A 17815-nucleotide genomic window follows, 5' to 3' on the forward strand; every position below is an offset into this window, starting at 1 on the left:
GAGGAAAAATGAAATGAGCAAGAGAGCTAACAAAAAACCGAGAATTGGTACAGAAAAAATGACATTTCTCGATTACATTATTTTCGCCATTTTACTTGTGCTTGCCCTGATGATTCTGATTCCGTTCTGGAATGTCATCATGATCTCGTTCGCAACACAAAAAGAATATGCAGACAATCCATTTTTGATGTTCCCTAAAGAATGGACATTGGATTCCTATAAGGCGTTGTTCGCTGACGGAACGATTCTGTCGGGGTACAAAAATACAATTATTTTGCTAGTCATCGGCTTGCCACTCAGCTTGTTCCTGACAACAAGCATGGCATATGGCCTTAGTCGCAACAAATTTCCGTTCAAGAAATTTCTCTTTTTCCTGGTACTGTTCACCATGATCTTCAATGGTGGTATTGTACCGCTGTACCTGATCATGAAATCACTTCACCTTACAGGTACGCTGTGGTCCGTTATTCTGGCGGGAAGCTTCAGTGCATTTAACATGATTCTGATGATGAACTACTTCTATACCTTGCCTGAATCGCTGATGGAGTCGGCGAGATTGGATGGAGCAGGGGAGTGGAGAATTCTGTTCTCGGTAGTTCTGCCACTAGCTACACCAATTATGGCTACCATCACGTTGTTCTACGGTGTGGCGTACTGGAACAGTTGGTATGATGCGATGATATTCCTGCGAAAAGCGGATCAGTTGCCGCTCCAGAATGTACTCAGAAACATTATCGTCACATCCCAGACGAACGCATCCAATGCATCCAGTGTGGATGCTGCCCAAGCAAGCAATTTCTCAATGGGTATGAAGATGGCGGCCGTATTTGTCACCATGGTACCAATTATGTGTTTCTTCCCAATGCTGCAAAAACACTTTGCCAAAGGGGTATTAACAGGGGCTATCAAGACCTGATTATACGTATAGGATTTTTGCATTAAAATTCTACTAAAAACATGGGGGTAAAACATGAAAACGAACAAAAAGTTGTCAGTAAGAGCTCTCTTTGCCATCACGCTTAGTGTAGTTATGCTGATGGTGACCGCTTGTTCCAGCCAAGGAGCTTCAGGTGGTAACGAAAAAGATGCAGAGGGAAATTACAAAGACAACCTGACCATCTCTGTAGCTAACCTGACAGAAATTAAAAACGGGAACTTGGATAATGATTTCCACAAGTTCTGGACAGACAAGTTCAATGTAACATGGGATTACAACTATATCGATTGGGATTCATGGGGCGAGAAGCTTCGTCTGTGGATCAACTCTGGCGATTTGCCGGATGTAGCCGTATGGAACTACGTGCATGGCGATGCCATGAACAGTATTGATCAAGGCCTGTTCTACAAATTCCCGGACGACTGGAAAGAACGCTGGCCTAACGTGGCAGCAGCCTACAAGTTGACCGGTCTTGGAGACAAGCTGGAAGAACTGACAGGTGGAACATACGTCCTGCCAAGACCAATCTATTTCGAGAACAAACCTGCTGATCCATTGACGAACCAAATTGGTGTCATTGCGCTTCGTAAAGACTGGGCTGAAGCCGTTGGTTTCGAACTGAAAGATGCATATACAACAACTGAATTGAATGAATACGCTGAGCTTGTGAAAGAAAAAGATCCAGGCAAAGTGGGCAACAAACTTGTACCTCTGTCCTACAATGCGGCAGATGCCATGACGAACATCATTATGCCGAACAGTGTACATGCCATGACCGACTCTCCGTTCTATAAGGGAGAAGATGGCCAGTTCCACTGGGGACCAGCAGATCCTGAGACGCTGACAGGACTTAAATTGATGCAAAAAGCCTACAAAGATGGCTTGCTCAATCCTGAGTTCTATACATGGAAAAACAATGAAGGTCAAAACAACTTCAAAGTAACAGGTACAGCTGCAGTAACAAGTCTGGGCGGACTGGCTTCGTACAGACAAGGTCTGGATTCCGATATGAGAAAGAATCTGGGTGTAGATAGTGATGATCTGGTACACACAGCAATCGTATTGGGCGATGATGGGAAATACCGCAACATGGAGCAAGCCAACTTCTGGTCTGCATTGATCTTCAATCCGAACATTAGTGACGAGAAATTCGAACGGATCATGGATCTGATTGACTACTCGACTACCAAAGAAGGACAATTGCTGATCAACATGGGCTTCGAAGGAAAAGATTGGAAGTATGATGAAAACAATGAACTGGTTAGCTTGCTGCCAGAAGGAACTGTTCTGGAAGACAAATACCCAGCACGTTTCGAAGGTCTCTATCTTCTGGGCGACGACTTCAGTGTTGTGAACCCTGCAATCAAAAAGGATTATCGTGAAAGAGCTGTGAAGCTGTTCGAGGAAAAAGCAAAACTCGGTACAGAAGGTCAATCACTCGCAACATACGACTGGGATGTCAACCTGTACGATTCCAAAGCTAAAAGTCAGGCTTCATTCGACTACCAAAATGAGTATGCCAACTTGATCCTCAAAAATGGAGATCTGGAAGCGAACTGGAAAGAATGGGTAAACAGCAAAATGTCCCTGGTTCAGCCTTATCTGGATGAACTGAACAAAGAATTCAAGTAATCATTCAGTAGTTAGCAAGATGGGATATGACAGGTGTGTTCTGTCGGTCCCATCCAATCGAACCCGGTGCGCGGTCTCTCCCCGAACGCAGCCGGGTTCTTTCTTTCAACAACATGTAGTGGAGGATAATGTCTATGAATAACGAGCAGTTGCTAGACCTTGTAAAACAGATGACCCTGGAAGAAAAAACGGCCCAGCTGCTTCAGCTGACCGCTAACTTTTATGAAGGAACCAATGTCGAAGGTCAGATCACTGGTCCAATGGAAGAGATGGGAATCACAGAGCAGTCCGTGGATGCCAGTGGCTCCATTCTGGGATTATCCGGTGCACAGGCCATCATTGATGTGCAGCAAGCTTACCTGAAAAAAAGCCGTCTCGGCATTCCGCTTTTGTTCATGGCGGACGTTGTGCATGGTTTTAAAACCATTTTCCCTATCCCGCTAGCGATTGGATGTTCATGGGACACCGAACTGGCTGAGAAAAGTGCTGAGATTGCAGCACGCGAATCCGCCGTATCTGGCCTACATGTCACTTTTGCGCCGATGGTCGATCTCGTTCGTGATCCGCGCTGGGGTCGTGTAATGGAGTCAACAGGCGAAGATCCTTATTTGAACAGTCTGTTCTCTGCGGCATTTGTACGTGGATATCAAGGCGACAGTCTGAAGGATGAGCCGGATCGCTTGGCAGCTTGTGTAAAACACTTTGCAGCCTACGGGGCAGCAGAAGGTGGTCGTGATTACAATACGGTCGATATGTCTGAGCGTAATTTGCGCGAGTACTATTTACCGGCTTACAAGGCGGCACTGGATGCAGGCGTAGAGATGGTTATGGCTTCGTTCAATACGGTAGAGGGTATTCCAGCCAGTGGAAATGAGAAACTGATGCGAGACATTTTGCGTGACGAGTGGGGCTTTGATGGTGTATTGATCTCGGATTGGGCTTCCATTCGCGAGATGATTGCTCATGGTGCAGCTGAAGATGATCGTGAAGCCGCATATCGCGCCATTCGTGCAGGCGTGGACATCGAGATGATGACACCTTGTTATGTTCATCATTTGCCGGAGTTGATCAAGAACGGAGAAGTGGAAGAAACGCTCATTGATGAAGCGGTACTTCGTATTCTGCAGCTGAAAGAAAAGCTGGGCTTGTTCGACAATCCACTTCGTGCAGCTGATCCGGGGCGTGAGCGCGAGATTGTGTTCTCCAAAGAACATCGTCAGGTATCTTACGAGCTCGCAACCAAATCGGCTGTATTGTTGAAAAACGATAATCACGTTCTTCCACTGAAGCCGGAAGCCAATGTAGCGTTAATTGGACCTTTTGCTCAAAGTGAAGACATTCTCGGATGGTGGTCCTGTGAAGGCGTCAAAGCGGATGCCGTTAAGCTCGGAACTGCTCTAAAGGAACGTCTTACTGCCGGAAAAGTTCATATGGCTCAAGGCAGCAACGTTCACACCATTACCGCTGAACAGATTGCTGAAGCGCTTGAAGCTGCAAGCAAAGCCGATCTGATCGTGCTTGCACTTGGCGAAGATTCCGAAATGAGTGGTGAAGGTGGATCGCGTACAGATATTCGTTTGCCAGCAGCTCAACTGGAATTGGTTAAGCAGCTCAAAGCAGCGGGTAAACCGATCGCCAGCGTTATTTTCAACGGTCGTCCGCTGGACCTGCATGGTGTATTCGAAGAATCCGATGCGGTGCTTGAAGCGTGGTTCCCGGGAAGTGAGGGTGGAGCGGCCATTGCAGATGTATTGACAGGTGTGGTGAATCCATCTGCGCGCCTGACGATGTCCTTCCCGCAATCTGTAGGTCAGATACCGGTATATTACAATCATTTTAATACAGGACGTCCGCTCAATCCGCAAAAGACGGAAGAGCGTTATGTTTCCAAATATATTGATAGTCCGAATGATCCGCTGCTTCCGTTTGGCTACGGCTTGTCATACACCTCGTTTGAATATGGTGACCTGGAAGTTTCAAGCCATGAAATGACTGCTGATCAGTCTCTGACGATCCAGGTACGCGTAACCAATGCTGGCGAGTGTGCTGGCGTGGAGACGGTTCAGTTGTACGTACGTGATGTGACTGGTGAAGTTGTACGTCCAATGCGGGAACTGAAAGGGTATGTTAAGCTGTCACTCGCACCGGGTGAAAGTGGTACAGCTACATTTACATTAAACGAAGAACAGCTTCGTTATCATCATTCCGATTTGAGTCATCGCAGTGATAAAGGAACCTTCCACATTTTCGTAGGGCCAAATAGCCGCGATACATTGGAGAGTACGTTCAAGCTGGTGTAATTGGATATAGTTCTTATCGATGAATGAAGGAGGATATAAATAGATATATGAAAACCATGAATAAATCTCAAGTCAACGTACAATCCGGTGAGCTGTGCTTTACGTTCTGGGAAAGCGGTGATTTGTTCAAGGCGGTAAGTGGAACAACGATGATTAATCAGTGGATGAGTAGTCCGGTGGATGGCTCCATGAACAATCTGTACTTGCGTTTTCACAGTGAATCCGGTATCCGTTTTGTTCCGATGCTTGGCCTTTACTCCGATAGTCAGGTGAGCACCGACGGCAGTCGTATGGTATGGACAGGGACCGCTGAGGGCGTAGGTTATCAGGTTATTTTCGCTCCAACAGCACAAGGTGTATGGTTCTGGGATGTAACCGTAAACGGTAATGGAGAAGAGGTCGACGTGGTCTATGGCCAGGATGTCGGCAATGCGGATCCGGGTGCGGTACGCAGTAATGAGGCTTACTTGTCGCAATACATTGACCATGCCGTGTTTGAGGATGCGAAGCTTGGATATATCGTAGCTTCACGGCAGAATCAGCCACAGGGCGGTGCTTTTCCTTATCTTCAACAGGGCTCATTAACCCGTGCAGTAGGTTATTCCACAGATGGATTTCAGTTCTTTGGCCTGAGTTACAAGGAAACGAATGTCCCTGAAAGCTTGGGTAAACCGACACTTGCGAATGAAGTGTATCAGTATGAATTTGCGTATACAGCCCTGCAGTCCGAAAAAGTCGTATTGGGTGGCGAAGCTCGCTTTGTATTCTATGGACTCTTCCAGGCCAATCACACTGAAGTTGTGAAGGAGCTTGAATACCAGGATGTAGTTCAACAGGCCTGGGACGAGTATGAAGCGAAGCGTCAAGAGAATGTAAAGACAGGACAGACTGTATCCAACGTATTTCCAAAAGTATCTCTCCATCCGGTAATAGGGGAACCCTTGCAGGTCTTATCGATGACCGAAGAAGAAGTGAATTCCCGCTTCCCGGCTGCGAAGAGACATCAGGAAGAGCGTGCGGATGGTGAGTTGCTGGCTTTCTTTACAGATACGTATGAGCATATTGTGCTCAAGGCAAAGGAAATGCTTGTGGAGCGTCCGCATGGTCATATTCTGATGAGTGGTAACAATGTGAAGCTGGGTCAGAACGTAATTACTACGTCTTCCTATATGTATGGTATTTTCAATTCTCACGTGGTTGTGGGTAATACCAACTTTAATAAAATGATGAGCAATGCACGTAGTGCACTCAATATCCCGAAATCATCCGGTCAACGGATCTACGTCGAGGTTGAGGGGAAATTCCATCTGCTCACGATGCCTTCCCTGTTCGAAATGGGCTTCAACTATGTTCGCTGGTATTACAAAACAGCTGAGGATACGCTGATTATCACGAATTATACAACATTAGATACGCCTGAAGTACATCTTCATGTCAAGTCGGAAAAAGGGGTAGCTTATCGCTACCTGATTACTAATCAGATTACGATGAATGTGAATGAATATGAACTGCCTGTTCATGTTACTGAGCAGAATGGTGAACTGAGCTTCAAGGCAGATCGCAGTTCCCTCAGTGCAGAAGTATATCCGAATCTGGAGTACCGCATGCGGGTAAACGGAGCACAAATGAAGGTTGGCGATGAGACTGAACTGGCCAGTGGAGTAAACGCAGGCGATGCATCACTGACAACTTTACAGCTGGACAGCAGTGCTGAATGGACATTGACCATTCAAGGTCTGTTGGAAGGTGGACAGACTGCATCATCGACACGCAAATTTGAAGAGGAAGTGGCCGCCTATCGGACCTTCTATGCAGAAGTGATGAACGGGTTCCATTTATCCCAGCCTCAAAAGCAAGGCGCAGACGAGTTGTTCAAAGTCAATGCTCTTGCATGGTGGTACACCCACAATATGCTGGTGCATTACTCTGTTCCGCATGGATTAGAGCAATATGGCGGCGCAGCTTGGGGAACACGGGATGTCTGCCAGGGGCCGGTTGAATACTTTATGGCTACACAAAAGTACGAGCAGGTTCGCGATATTCTGAAGACAGTGTACTCGCATCAGTATGAAGATGATGGCAACTGGCCGCAATGGTTCATGTTCGATCGGTATTTCAAGGTTCAGCAGGAAGAAAGCCATGGTGACATTATTGTCTGGCCTCTTAAAGTGTTAAGTGATTATCTGATTGCCACCAAGGATTATTCCATTTTAAATGAAGAAGTACCTTATACCGTAAAACATGGTTTTGACTTTACGGATCAACCAGCCAGCGTGCTTGAACATGCCCAGAAAGAACTGGAGTATATCCGCAGCCATTTCCTGCATGATACATTCCTTTCCTCATACGGAGATGGTGACTGGGACGATACATTACAGCCTGCCAATGCTCAATTGAAGCAATATATGGTCAGCAGTTGGACGGTTGCGCTCACTTATCAAACGTTGAACCAGCTTTCCACAGCACTTGCGCCTGTGAAGCCGGAGCTTTCTTCCGAATTAAGTGACATGGCAGCGGGTGTGAAAAGGGACTTCAGCAAGTATATGCTGGATACCGATGTGATTCCAGGCTTTGTATACATGGAAGATCCGGCACAAGCGAAGCGTATGCTTCATCCGGATGACAGCGAGACAGGCATTCAGTATCGTTTGCTGCCTATGACACGCAGCATGATTGCGGAGTTGCTGGAACCTGAGCAAGCCCAATCCCATTATGAACTGATCAAGGACAAGCTGTACTGCCCGGATGGCGTCAGATTGATGAATCGTCCAGCTCAGTACGATGGCGGCGTCAGCACTCATTTCAAACGTGCAGAGCAGGCATCCAACTTCGGACGTGAAGTAGGCTTGCAATACGTTCATGCTCACATCCGTTATATTGAAGCCATGGCGAAGCTGGGCAACCCGGATGAGGTCTGGAATGGCCTTGGCATGATCAATCCAGTGGGTATTCAGGAAGCTGTTCCTAACGCAGATCTGCGTCAAAGTAATGCCTACTTCAGCAGCTCTGACGGTAAATTTAACAACCGTTATGCAGCGCAGGAGCAATTCGACAAGCTTCGCACCGGCGAAGTACAGGTGAAGGGCGGCTGGAGAATCTACTCCAGTGGACCGGGTATCTATATGAATCAGCTCATTTCGAACGCCCTGGGCATTCGTCAGGAGGAAGAAGATCTGATTCTTGACCCTGTGCTGCCTGTTAGCTTGGATGGTATGCATTTTGATTTCCAATTTGCGGGTAAAAAAGTAACCTTCGTCTATCATCTCAGCGGAGAGGCTGTTCAACGTATTGTGCTGAACGGCAAGGAACTGGATGCAACAAGGCTGCAGCAACCTTATCGTCTCGGCGGCCTGCGTGTTCCACGCACGGCTCTTGAACAAAGCCTGAGCGAGAATAATGTGATTGAGATTTACAGTTAATCCTGTAAACAATAATCCTTTTTAACGATTATAAAATATTTAAGATGTCAGGTCCTCCGATTTCGGAGGGCTTGATGAACATAACAGGGGAGCGAAGAATGTGGTCAGTATCAAGGATATCGCCAAACAGGCGGGAGTTTCGATCTCTACCGTGTCATATGCTCTAAATGGCAGCAACAAAGTGACAGATGAGACCCGTTCCAAAATTTTGGCTATCGCCAAAGAGCTGAACTATGTTCCCAATGCTGCTGCGAGAACATTGAAGAAGAGAGAATCCAAAATTTTGGGCGTATTTCTGACGGATTTTAGCGGGGATGTATATGGAGACTTGCTCAGTGGTATGAAGTCTGTATGTAACGCGCAAGGTTACGACCTGATTGTGTGCAGCGGCAAACAATCTCATCGAATGCTTCCTGAGCGGATGATTGATGGTGCTGTCATTCTGGATCATACATTTGCGAGCAAGGAACTGTTGCAATATGCAGACAGAGGGCACAAAATTGTCGTTCTTGACCGGGAACTGGATCACCCGAACATTAATCAGGTTTTGCTGGATAACAAAGCAGGAGCGACCCTTGCGATGGAGCATTTGATTGAACAGGGGCATACGAAGATCTATGTCGTGACAGGTCCGGAAGGTTCATTTGACTCGGCTCAGCGGTTGAAGGCTGTGAGTCAGGTATCCGAGCGGGAAGCGAATGTGGAATGGATTGAGATCACCGGAGATTTCGAGAAGAGTGGCGGAGAACGTGCAGCTGAACGTATCATTCAGGAGTACACTCAACCGGTTGGAGTATTTTGTCTCAATGACGAGATGGCCATTGGGATGTGTGATCGGCTCGCTGACAGTAAGTTAAACATTGGTCAGGATATTGATATTATCGGATTTGATAATATTGAACTTAGCAAATATGTGCAGCCAAGACTGGTCACGATTGATTATTCCAAACGAAAATGGGGCGCACTAGCCGCTGAACAATTAATTAAGATTATTGCCGGAGAGCCAGTCGATCATGAGCGCATCTACGTGACACTGGTAGAGGGTGGATCGGTAAACAGCCAGGTTCAGTCCGATCAGGATGGACACACCCGGAGTGAAAAGGCGGTTAGCTATTGACGACGTTGCCCCTTCTTCATTCCATGGATGATGTGTTAAACGTCGACTGTGCAGCAAGAGACAAGGCTTAGAAGAATTGCATATTCTTTTAAGCCTTGTCTCTTGTTTGGATTGTTTTTTAAATAATTGTTTTTATTTAATATGGGGTTGATTCCAATTAAAAAACCTCTCACGAGGAGAGGCTTGGCCCTTAAAGGCCCTTGGTCTTGTCATTGTTGTAGGATGAAGTGAGAATGCCTGTAATGAAGAGCGTCAATACGATAGCAATAATCCAAAATGTCAGCGAAAATGACATACACTTGGCACCTCCTGCACAATTCATTTACTTCTATTATAACCATTATAGGAAGAAAAGGAATGCTTCACACCATCATTTGTAAAATAAAAAGTGAGTAGGTACCGGTCTGAGGCTCCCATCCGAAGGATTATTCACAACCCGGTTATTCACGATGAGAGAGGACGATCCGCCGCCATCCAGATTATAGGCATCCACGATGCCAAGCTTGTACATCCGTCCTTGCAGCTCTTCAAGAGTAGCTCCTGAGCTGCCTCCTTCGTTGTAACCGTCAACCACGATAATCAACAATTGATCGTCCTTGTAGTTTCCGATTACAGTGCGTGGAGCCCGCTTGGGTGATACTTTCCATTTGGCCGGAATGGCAGTCTTTTGTCCATTCTGCAAGAGCACGGGTACAAATGTGGCCCCGAATTGCGGTTGTAGGCGATCCAGGGAACTTTTGTCGAAAAATTTACCGCCAACCAGCTTACCTGTATCATTGAGACCTACAAAAAACAGATCCTTAAAGCTGGCTTGAAAACCATTCACATATTTGCCGTCCATTACGGTTGTGCTCAGCGGATAACGTTTGCCGCCGCTGTCGGCGAATCCGCCTGCATTAATGCCGGCAATGGCACCATGGCGCTTAACCGCCTGCATCGTTGTCTCAGAACGCCCAGGTTCGCTGTCCAGAGCCATCTTCATGGCCGTGGGATCTTTAAGCTTAATTTTCATCGCATAGCCCTTATAGGGACCTGGGTTGACCCTATACAGTTCAATCGTAAGCCGATCACTGTCGATCCGTTCATACGGGACGCCCAGCTTGGAGGAAATTCGCTGATTATAGATCGTTTCCGGGCGAGCGGCTTGAACTGCTGCCTTCTGTACTATCGTAGACATCGTACTCGTCGTCTGATTGTACAATTGCGTTGTTCTTTTAATAGAAGAAGAAGTCTGAACAGCAGCTTCTTTTGCCCCTGCAAGCTCCTGGCTAATCGCCTGGGTCCGGGGTGTAACGGTCTCTTCAGTCAGACCGGAATCAATGAAGTCTCCGGGTTCAATCGGAGGACGAAACAGCAGCATGCATAATATCAATCCAACAAAAGGAGCAAGTGCAAGCATAAATAAACGATTAACCGTTTTTACGGGTGTAATCATTTGAGCAGGTCCATCTTTTTCTGGAGTGTTTCCAGTTGTTTTTTGACTTCGCTCAGCTGCGTATACAGTTTGTTGCTGTTGTCGGTCTTATCGTTTGCATTATCCTTGGTGAAAGTCAGCAATTCATTAAAGGACTGCACCTGGCCCTGCAGCTCCGCTACTTCCTTGGATATCGTTGTTAGCTGCTTTTCGTAGTCGGCTTTGAGCGCCGCAATCTGCTGTTGATTATGGGTCTGAAGCTGATTAATCATCTGTTGCTGGAGGTGGTTACTATAATAGTAGGTTCCGAGTACTCCAAGTGCAATGAGAACAATCCACATGACCAGAAACAGCTTGACTGAAGATCCGGCCTTACCTTTGGCGCTCCGGGTGTGATGGATGTCAGAGGGTTGGGCAGAAGGTTTCATATCATCACTCCTGGTTATTTATAGGTACAAAAATTTTTCCAGTCCTCATTCTATCATGCCCCTATTGATTACGCAAAAATGAAATTCTTTGAGTAATAGGATAAAAAGAGATTGCATCGGAAGGAAGTCCTAGGATACAATTTCTTATAGATGCAATAAGTAGGAACTTTGGGCAAGTTTTTCGACTTTTTTAGATAGAAATGCAGGAAATTTATACTATATTTTGATCTTTCTTCGCTCGGGAAGACAAAAGTCCTGATGTGTCGACAGCAAAATACAGTAGAAATAGAGCTGTTCTTACAGCTGTATCAAGTGTTTTTCTATTTTTCGACATAATCCGACTTTTACTTCTTCTATACACGGACTGTCGCAAGGATAGAGTCATCATCATGGCTGATGGTAGAAAAGGAATTTGTCCAATACATAACAGGGGGAACAACAATGAAAAAAGTATGGCAGGTGGTCATCGTAGATATCCACCCCACCAGCATGCTGGGTACGAAATTGATTTTGGAAGAACAACAGGATTTGTTGGTAAGGGGGATGACTTCGACCGGGTCCGAAGGTCTTGACCTGGTGAACATTCACCAGCCCGACCTGATTTTGATGGATTATCGGCTTCCTGAGGGTCAGGCGGATCAGTATATTGCCCAGATGAAAAATCTGTCGGCACATAGTCACATCATCATTCTAACGGACGAGGATAATGTAAAATTATTTCGTCATCTGATCAGTCTTGGTGCTAGTGGTATGCTATCCAAACAGGCTTCCCCTAGCCAGCTGATTCATCTGATTTCCGGGCTGCGTGAGGGATGTGTATCCATTCCATTATCCTGGTTGGCCAGTGCGGAGTGGGCCCAGCCCGTCGAGTCTCCGGCCGAAGAACTTATTGTTGAATTAACAGAAACTGAAACTTTTATTATGGAAAGAATTGTTCAGGGCGTAACCTATGATAAAATAGCCAGTGAGATTAATGTTAGCAGACGTTCGATTGATAATTATCTGCGTAAAATATACGTGAAACTGGATGTAAGCAGCAGGGCACAGGCGATTGAACGTTACGCTTTATATGCGAGGCAGACCAAAACCGTATCCTGACGAGCATGGTTCCATGAATCTCTATGTACGATGACTCGTCAAGTGCCCGGTTTGGTCATATTCAGTGTCCAACAGGAATAGGTTGTAGGGGCTACGGACTACGAGCACAGTTCGGATTTAGGGATGAAAGGGGAACGGACCGATGAAATATTTCTTCGCCTCCCGTACAAACAGGCTTTTGACATCACCGCTAAGGGACATTCGTGAGATGTCTGGCCGGGAGTATTTCATTTCTTTGGCAGAAGAACTGCCTGCAGAGGAGCTGTTTCCATTCAAACTGCTGGAAGAAGCAGCGGTGTCTGTATTTAGTTCCGGACCCTCCGCGTTGCAGTATGGCGAGCCGGCAGGGTACAGACCGTTGAGAGAATGGCTGGACAACGATTGGAATGCGCGTAAGGGCATCCGGACAGTACCAGAGCAGATTCTATTGACCACAGGTACTCAGCAGGCCATCGATCTTGTGATGCGTTTATTACTTGAACCTGGAGATTCCGTACTGGTTGAGCATCCTACCTCTCCGGGTTGTCTCGAGGTTCTGGAGATGCAGGGTGCCAAAATCGTACCCGTCACAGGTGATGGGGATGGCATTTTGCCTGACCTTTTGGAGCATCACATGCAGCAGGTGAGACCGAAGCTGCTTTTTGCTGCACCCAGTTTTTCCAATCCAACCGGCGTGCTGTGGAGCATGGAACGGCGTGAGGCTGTGCTTGATCTGTGCTCACGCTATGGCGTACTGCTTGTGGAGGATGATTCCTATGGTGAACTTCACTTCGATGGATTGGAGCCGGGAGACTTCTACCGGAAGTATCCTTCCCTCTTTGCGCTGGATACAGCGGATCAGGGTGGACATGTTCTCTATATTGGTTCGTTTAGCAAAACCGTAGCACCCGCCCTGCGTACAGGTTGGGCTGCCGGACATCCGGCTCTGATCCAGGCTATGGCTTCTGTGAAGCGAATAGCAGATGGACAGTCCAGCCCAATGAATCAGCGGTTATTATATCAACTGCTTGCTCATTCTCCTTTTAAATGGAGCGATCATCTGTCCATGCTGAACCGGGAATACAAGACCAGACTCAAGCTTATGCTCGAATTATTGAAGCGTCCGGGCTGGAAGGGGAGCCAGTACAGCATTCCTGAAGGGGGGATGTATCTGTGGGTTAAGTTGCCGGATGGATTGGACAGCGGAGCTCTGCTCAAAGCTGCTCTGTTAAAAGGGGTATCCTTTCTTCCAGGCTCTCTGTGCTCCACTGGTGAGCAGGATCATCGGTACATCCGACTGAACTTCAGCCATCCCGGCCGGGATGAATTGCTGCTTGGCATGAATCTAATTAGTGAGTCCATCACAGAGTTTACAGCCCGGAGCTAAACCGGATATAGGAAAAGATAGAATGTATGGTCAAATTCGCGCCTGGGACCTGAGCCAGCAGAAGTTCCAGGCTGTGAATTTGGAAGCAAATGTGTTACCCCCAAAGTAATTACGTTATTGCATCCACTAACATTTTTATATATAATATGTATTAATGAGTTGTTGTTTTCTTTATATAAGCTGCATTCAGTGTAAGTTCAGGAGAAGCACTCATATATTTTAACTAACGGGGGAACGAACATGTCTAACATTTTATTTGTCAAAGCAAACGACCGTCCTGCAGATCAAGCAGTCAGCGTACAATTGTACGATGCATTTCTGAGCGCATACAAAGAATCCCACCCAGGTGACACAGTTACCGAACTGGATCTCTACAATACAGATCTTCCATACTACGGCAACACTGTAATTACTGGTGGCTACAAAGCAGCTAACGGTATCGAAGCAACACCAGAAGAGCAAAAAGCGGCTGCACTGGCTGCACAATTGCAAGATCAATTTTTGGCTGCAGACAAAGTGGTATTTGCGTTCCCGCTGTGGAACTTCACTGTTCCAGCACCACTGGTGAACTACATTTCCTACCTGAGCCAAGCTGGTAAAATGTTTAAATACACTGCTGAAGGCCCTGTAGGTCTGGTAGGCGACAAAAAAGTAGCATTGCTGAACGCGCGTGGCGGAGTGTACTCCGTTGAGCCTATGGCATCCGCTGAAATGTCCGTAAAATATGTAACCAACGTACTGAACTTCTGGGGTATCCAAAACCCTGAATTGGTTATCGTTGAAGGTCACAATGCTTCACCTGATCGTTCCCAGGACATCGTGGCAGCAGGTCTGAAATTGGCTTCTGAAGTAGCAGCAAGCTTCTAATTGCAATTATATATAGAAACACGAGAAAGCCTGTTATCTCCACGGAGATGACAGGCTTTTTTGCATCTTCATTTGCCGGAAGCTGCATTTCCTCAGACATTCCTATTATGGTGGATCAGGTAGGGCTCCATTACTTCCGCAATATGCTCCAGCTCACTATCGTTATGTTGAACCAGAGAAAAATCCGTTTCTAGTTCATTTATACTCCGCTCAATCATATCATTATCCTCAAGCATGTGAGCATGCTCGGTCAGGGCTTGCACACCCTTAATCGTCAGCACATATCGTCCACGGGATAGCCGCTCGAACCAGCCATAATAATTTTTTTGCAGTATGGCCGCAGCGGACCCCACGCTTGTCTGTTTGGCGAGAGAGGCCGGGGAGGCTTCTCCCTGAGCGCGAAGAGCAGAAGCCACACGTAATGCCTTTTCCCTGTATGCGGTAACCAGCTGTCTGCGTGTGCTTCCTCCCGTGTTGTAGTCACCACTGCGCTCGTCAAATTCCTTCAGCAGTCGTTGCCGTCGGATACTACCCTTACGGACACCGGTGCTGCCACCCAGATCATGAACTTGGGCAGCAGGTTCGCACAGCACATCAATCAGTGGGGATTTGGTTTTGTAAAACGTGACAGTTATAAGTCCCAGTCCAAGTTGTCTGCACAGTGCAGACAATTCTCCCCAGCGCTGGTTCACGGCGCCACGCTTGCTGCGGTTCCGCTCAACAGCCAGATACACGAAGGGGCTGAGCTTCAGGCGCTGCATTCCCTGCAGCAAAAGGGACAGATTGAATGTTTTTTTCATCTCCACAATGAGTGGCTCATTCTGATCCGATCTGACTCCAACCAGGTCACAATGTTTGACTTCAGCCTTCACGTCGTAGCCGCGTCGTTCGAAAAAAGCCTTTACAGGTGAATATAACTCCGTTTCGTACTTTACCGCCATCGTTTCTGCTCCTTTCCTGAAGTGGCTCTTCTCTGGCCATGTATTGTCCCATTTTGTGAATTTAGAACCTTCATTATATCATATCCATGCTTTTTTTTCTGAGTGCACAAGATGTCTGATAGAACAGGGAAAGCCTCAAATTCAGAGTCGCAAATTGAAAAAAAGAGGTCAACTTATCCGATTTGCCGCATAGGTATGTAATACACTTTTCACAACAATAACTGATGTTTGGACAGAAGGTGGCGGGACTTATCCGGACCGCAAGATTGGTATTCAAGCAGAAGCATAAATTCTATTGATTTCTTCATACCATTCGGAATGGTTGACAATCACACTAAAGGAGCCATGGGAGGTACCAAGCATGAATATTTTTGAACGCGTTGCGGAACATCGGGCAGAAAGTGACCGTTTATCATGGAACGGGACATTTGAAGATTATATTGCACTGCTGAGAGAGGACCCGACTCCGGCAATGACGGCTCACGCTCGAGTGTACCAGATGATTGAATCGTTTGGCGTGGAAGAAGTGGGGGGGCACAAACGATACAAGTTTTTTGAACAGGAGATTTTTGGACTGGATCGGTCCATTGAAAAACTGGTGGAAGAATATTTTCACTCGGCAGCACGCCGTCTGGATGTACGCAAACGGATTCTGCTGTTAATGGGTCCGGTCAGCGGAGGAAAGTCAACACTGGTAACGCTGCTAAAACGTGGACTTGAACAATTTTCCCGGACAGAAAAGGGCGCCGTATACGCCATTGACGGATGCCCGATGCATGAAGAGCCCCTGCATCTGATTCCGCTGGAGCTTCGTCCCGAAGTGGAGAAGGAGATCGGTGTCCGTATTGAGGGCAATCTCTGCCCATCATGCCAGATGCGTCTTCGGACCGAATATGGCGGTGATATCAGCAAGGTGCGAGTGGAACGGGTCATCATTTCCGAGGATAACCGGGTGGGAATCGGAACATTCAGTCCGTCTGATCCCAAATCACAGGATATTGCCGATCTGACCGGTAGTATCGACTTCTCAACCATTACCGAATTCGGCTCCGAGTCCGATCCGCGTGCCTATCGTTTTGACGGAGAATTGAATAAGGCCAACCGTGGATTGATGGAATTTCAGGAGATGCTTAAATGTGATGAGAAGTTTCTGTGGAACCTGTTATCCCTGACACAGGAGGGTAACTTCAAAGCAGGCCGATTTGCCTTGATCAGTGCGGATGAAATGATTGTGGCGCATACGAATGAATCCGAGTACAAGTCGTTTATTTCCAACAAAAAGAATGAAGCTTTGCAATCCCGGATGATCGTCATGCCGATTCCCTACAATCTGAAGGTCTCCGAGGAAGAGAAGATATACAGCAAGCTCATTCAGCAAAGTGACATGAAGCATGTCCATATTGCACCGCATGCCCTGCGGACTGCAGCCATTTTTTCCATACTTACCCGCCTGAAGGAAACGAAGAAACAAGGTATGGATTTGGTCAAAAAAATGCGGATGTATGACGGTGAGGAAGTCGAAGGGTACAAAGAAGCTGATCTGCGTGAGATGCAAAATGAATATTTGGATGAAGGCATGTCGGGCATTGATCCGCGTTATGTCATCAACCGGATATCCAGTGCTTTGATTAAGCAAAATCTTCAGTGCATTAACGCGCTGGATATACTCCGGGCAATCAAGGATGGTCTGGATCAGCATGCTTCAATTACAAAAGATGAACGTGAGCGTTATCTGAACTTTATTGCTCTGGCACGTAAAGAATATGATGAATTGGCGAAGAAAGAAGTGCAGAAAGCATTTGTCTACTCGTTTGAAGAGTCGGCCAGAACGCTGTTCGAAAATTACCTCGATAATATCGAGGCATTCTGCAACTGGTCTAAAATTCGTGATCCACTGACGGATGAGGAGATGGACCCGGATGAGCGCTTAATGCGTTCGATTGAGGAGCAGATCGGTATTTCCGAAAATGCCAAAAAGGCATTCAGGGAAGAGATATTGATCCGCATCTCGGCTTATTCCCGCAAGGAACGGAAGTTCGAATACAGCAGTCATGATCGTCTGCGTGAAGCGATTGAGAAGAAACTGTTCACTGACCTGAAGGACATTGTTAAGATCACAACTTCAACAAAGACACCAGATGCAACGCAACTCAAACGAATGAATGAAGTGATTAAACGGTTGATTGAAGAACATGGCTACACCGCAGCCAGTGCCAATGAATTGCTCCGTTATGTGGGCAGTCTGTTGAATCGCTAATCTGCAACAACCATTCCGAATCAGGCTCCTGATGCCTGT

The 17815-nt window shown here is 46.8% G+C and carries 12 protein-coding genes; 9 read left to right on the top strand and 3 right to left on the bottom strand.

Annotated elements, in window-relative coordinates:
- Nucleotides 1-13 precede the first annotated feature (13 nt).
- From P364_RS0104960 to P364_RS0104980, 5 genes are all read left to right on the top strand, one after another.
- On the top strand, nt 14-916 hold the full coding sequence (locus tag P364_RS0104960; protein ID WP_024629050.1) for a carbohydrate ABC transporter permease: 903 nt from the start codon (nt 14-16) through the stop codon (nt 914-916).
- A 54-nt stretch (nt 917-970) separates the two neighbouring features.
- Nucleotides 971-2569, top strand: coding sequence for an extracellular solute-binding protein (locus P364_RS0104965; protein WP_024629051.1), 1599 nt, complete (start codon nt 971-973; stop codon nt 2567-2569).
- A gap of 134 nt (nt 2570-2703) precedes the next feature.
- Nucleotides 2704-4869: a beta-glucosidase BglX gene (gene bglX, locus P364_RS0104970; RefSeq protein ID WP_024629052.1), complete on the top strand. Its 2166-nt coding sequence runs from the start codon at nt 2704-2706 to the stop codon at nt 4867-4869.
- 47 nt (nt 4870-4916) lie between these two features.
- Nucleotides 4917-8288 carry a GH36-type glycosyl hydrolase domain-containing protein gene (locus P364_RS0104975; RefSeq protein ID WP_024629053.1) on the top strand — a complete coding sequence of 1124 codons (3372 nt, stop codon included), beginning with the start codon at nt 4917-4919 and terminating at the stop codon, nt 8286-8288.
- 100 nt (nt 8289-8388) lie between these two features.
- A complete protein-coding gene (locus P364_RS0104980; protein ID WP_024629054.1) occupies nt 8389-9405 on the top strand; it encodes a LacI family DNA-binding transcriptional regulator in 1017 nt (338 codons plus the stop codon).
- 370 nt (nt 9406-9775) lie between these two features.
- Here P364_RS0104980 and P364_RS0104990 read toward each other — a convergent pair whose 3' ends face one another.
- Nucleotides 9776-10840 (bottom strand): phosphodiester glycosidase family protein, encoded by a 1065-nt coding sequence (locus P364_RS0104990; protein WP_024629055.1) that lies wholly within the window; start codon nt 10838-10840, stop codon nt 9776-9778.
- Complete coding sequence (locus P364_RS0104995) at nt 10837-11247, bottom strand: hypothetical protein (protein ID WP_024629056.1); 411 nt, start codon at nt 11245-11247, stop codon at nt 10837-10839. The genes P364_RS0104990 and P364_RS0104995 overlap by 4 nt, the downstream gene beginning before the upstream one ends.
- A 441-nt stretch (nt 11248-11688) precedes the next feature.
- Between P364_RS0104995 and P364_RS0105000 the strand changes: the two genes are divergently transcribed.
- The 3 genes from P364_RS0105000 to P364_RS0105015 all read left to right on the top strand — a co-directional run bounded on the left by P364_RS0105000 (nt 11689) and on the right by P364_RS0105015 (nt 14578).
- The gene (locus P364_RS0105000) at nt 11689-12345 is read left to right on the top strand and encodes a response regulator transcription factor (RefSeq protein ID WP_024629057.1); all 657 of its coding nucleotides are present in this window, start codon (nt 11689-11691) and stop codon (nt 12343-12345) included.
- 142 nt (nt 12346-12487) lie between these two features.
- Entirely contained in the window at nt 12488-13711 is a 1224-nt protein-coding gene (locus P364_RS0105005) for an aminotransferase-like domain-containing protein (RefSeq protein WP_024629058.1), read from the top strand.
- A gap of 240 nt (nt 13712-13951) precedes the next feature.
- On the top strand, nt 13952-14578 hold the full coding sequence (locus P364_RS0105015; protein WP_024629059.1) for an FMN-dependent NADH-azoreductase: 627 nt from the start codon (nt 13952-13954) through the stop codon (nt 14576-14578).
- Between the two features lie 92 nt (nt 14579-14670).
- Here P364_RS0105015 and P364_RS0105020 read toward each other — a convergent pair whose 3' ends face one another.
- Entirely contained in the window at nt 14671-15519 is an 849-nt protein-coding gene (locus P364_RS0105020) for a DUF2161 domain-containing phosphodiesterase (RefSeq protein WP_024629060.1), read from the bottom strand.
- A 361-nt stretch (nt 15520-15880) separates the two neighbouring features.
- Between P364_RS0105020 and P364_RS0105025 the strand changes: the two genes are divergently transcribed.
- Nucleotides 15881-17776, top strand: a complete 1896-nt coding sequence (locus P364_RS0105025) for a PrkA family serine protein kinase (protein ID WP_024629061.1) — start codon at nt 15881-15883, stop codon at nt 17774-17776.
- Nucleotides 17777-17815 lie beyond the last annotated feature (39 nt).

This window comes from Paenibacillus sp. MAEPY2 (assembly GCF_000499205.1).
Classification (GTDB): Bacteria; Bacillota; Bacilli; order Paenibacillales; family Paenibacillaceae; genus Paenibacillus; species Paenibacillus vandeheii.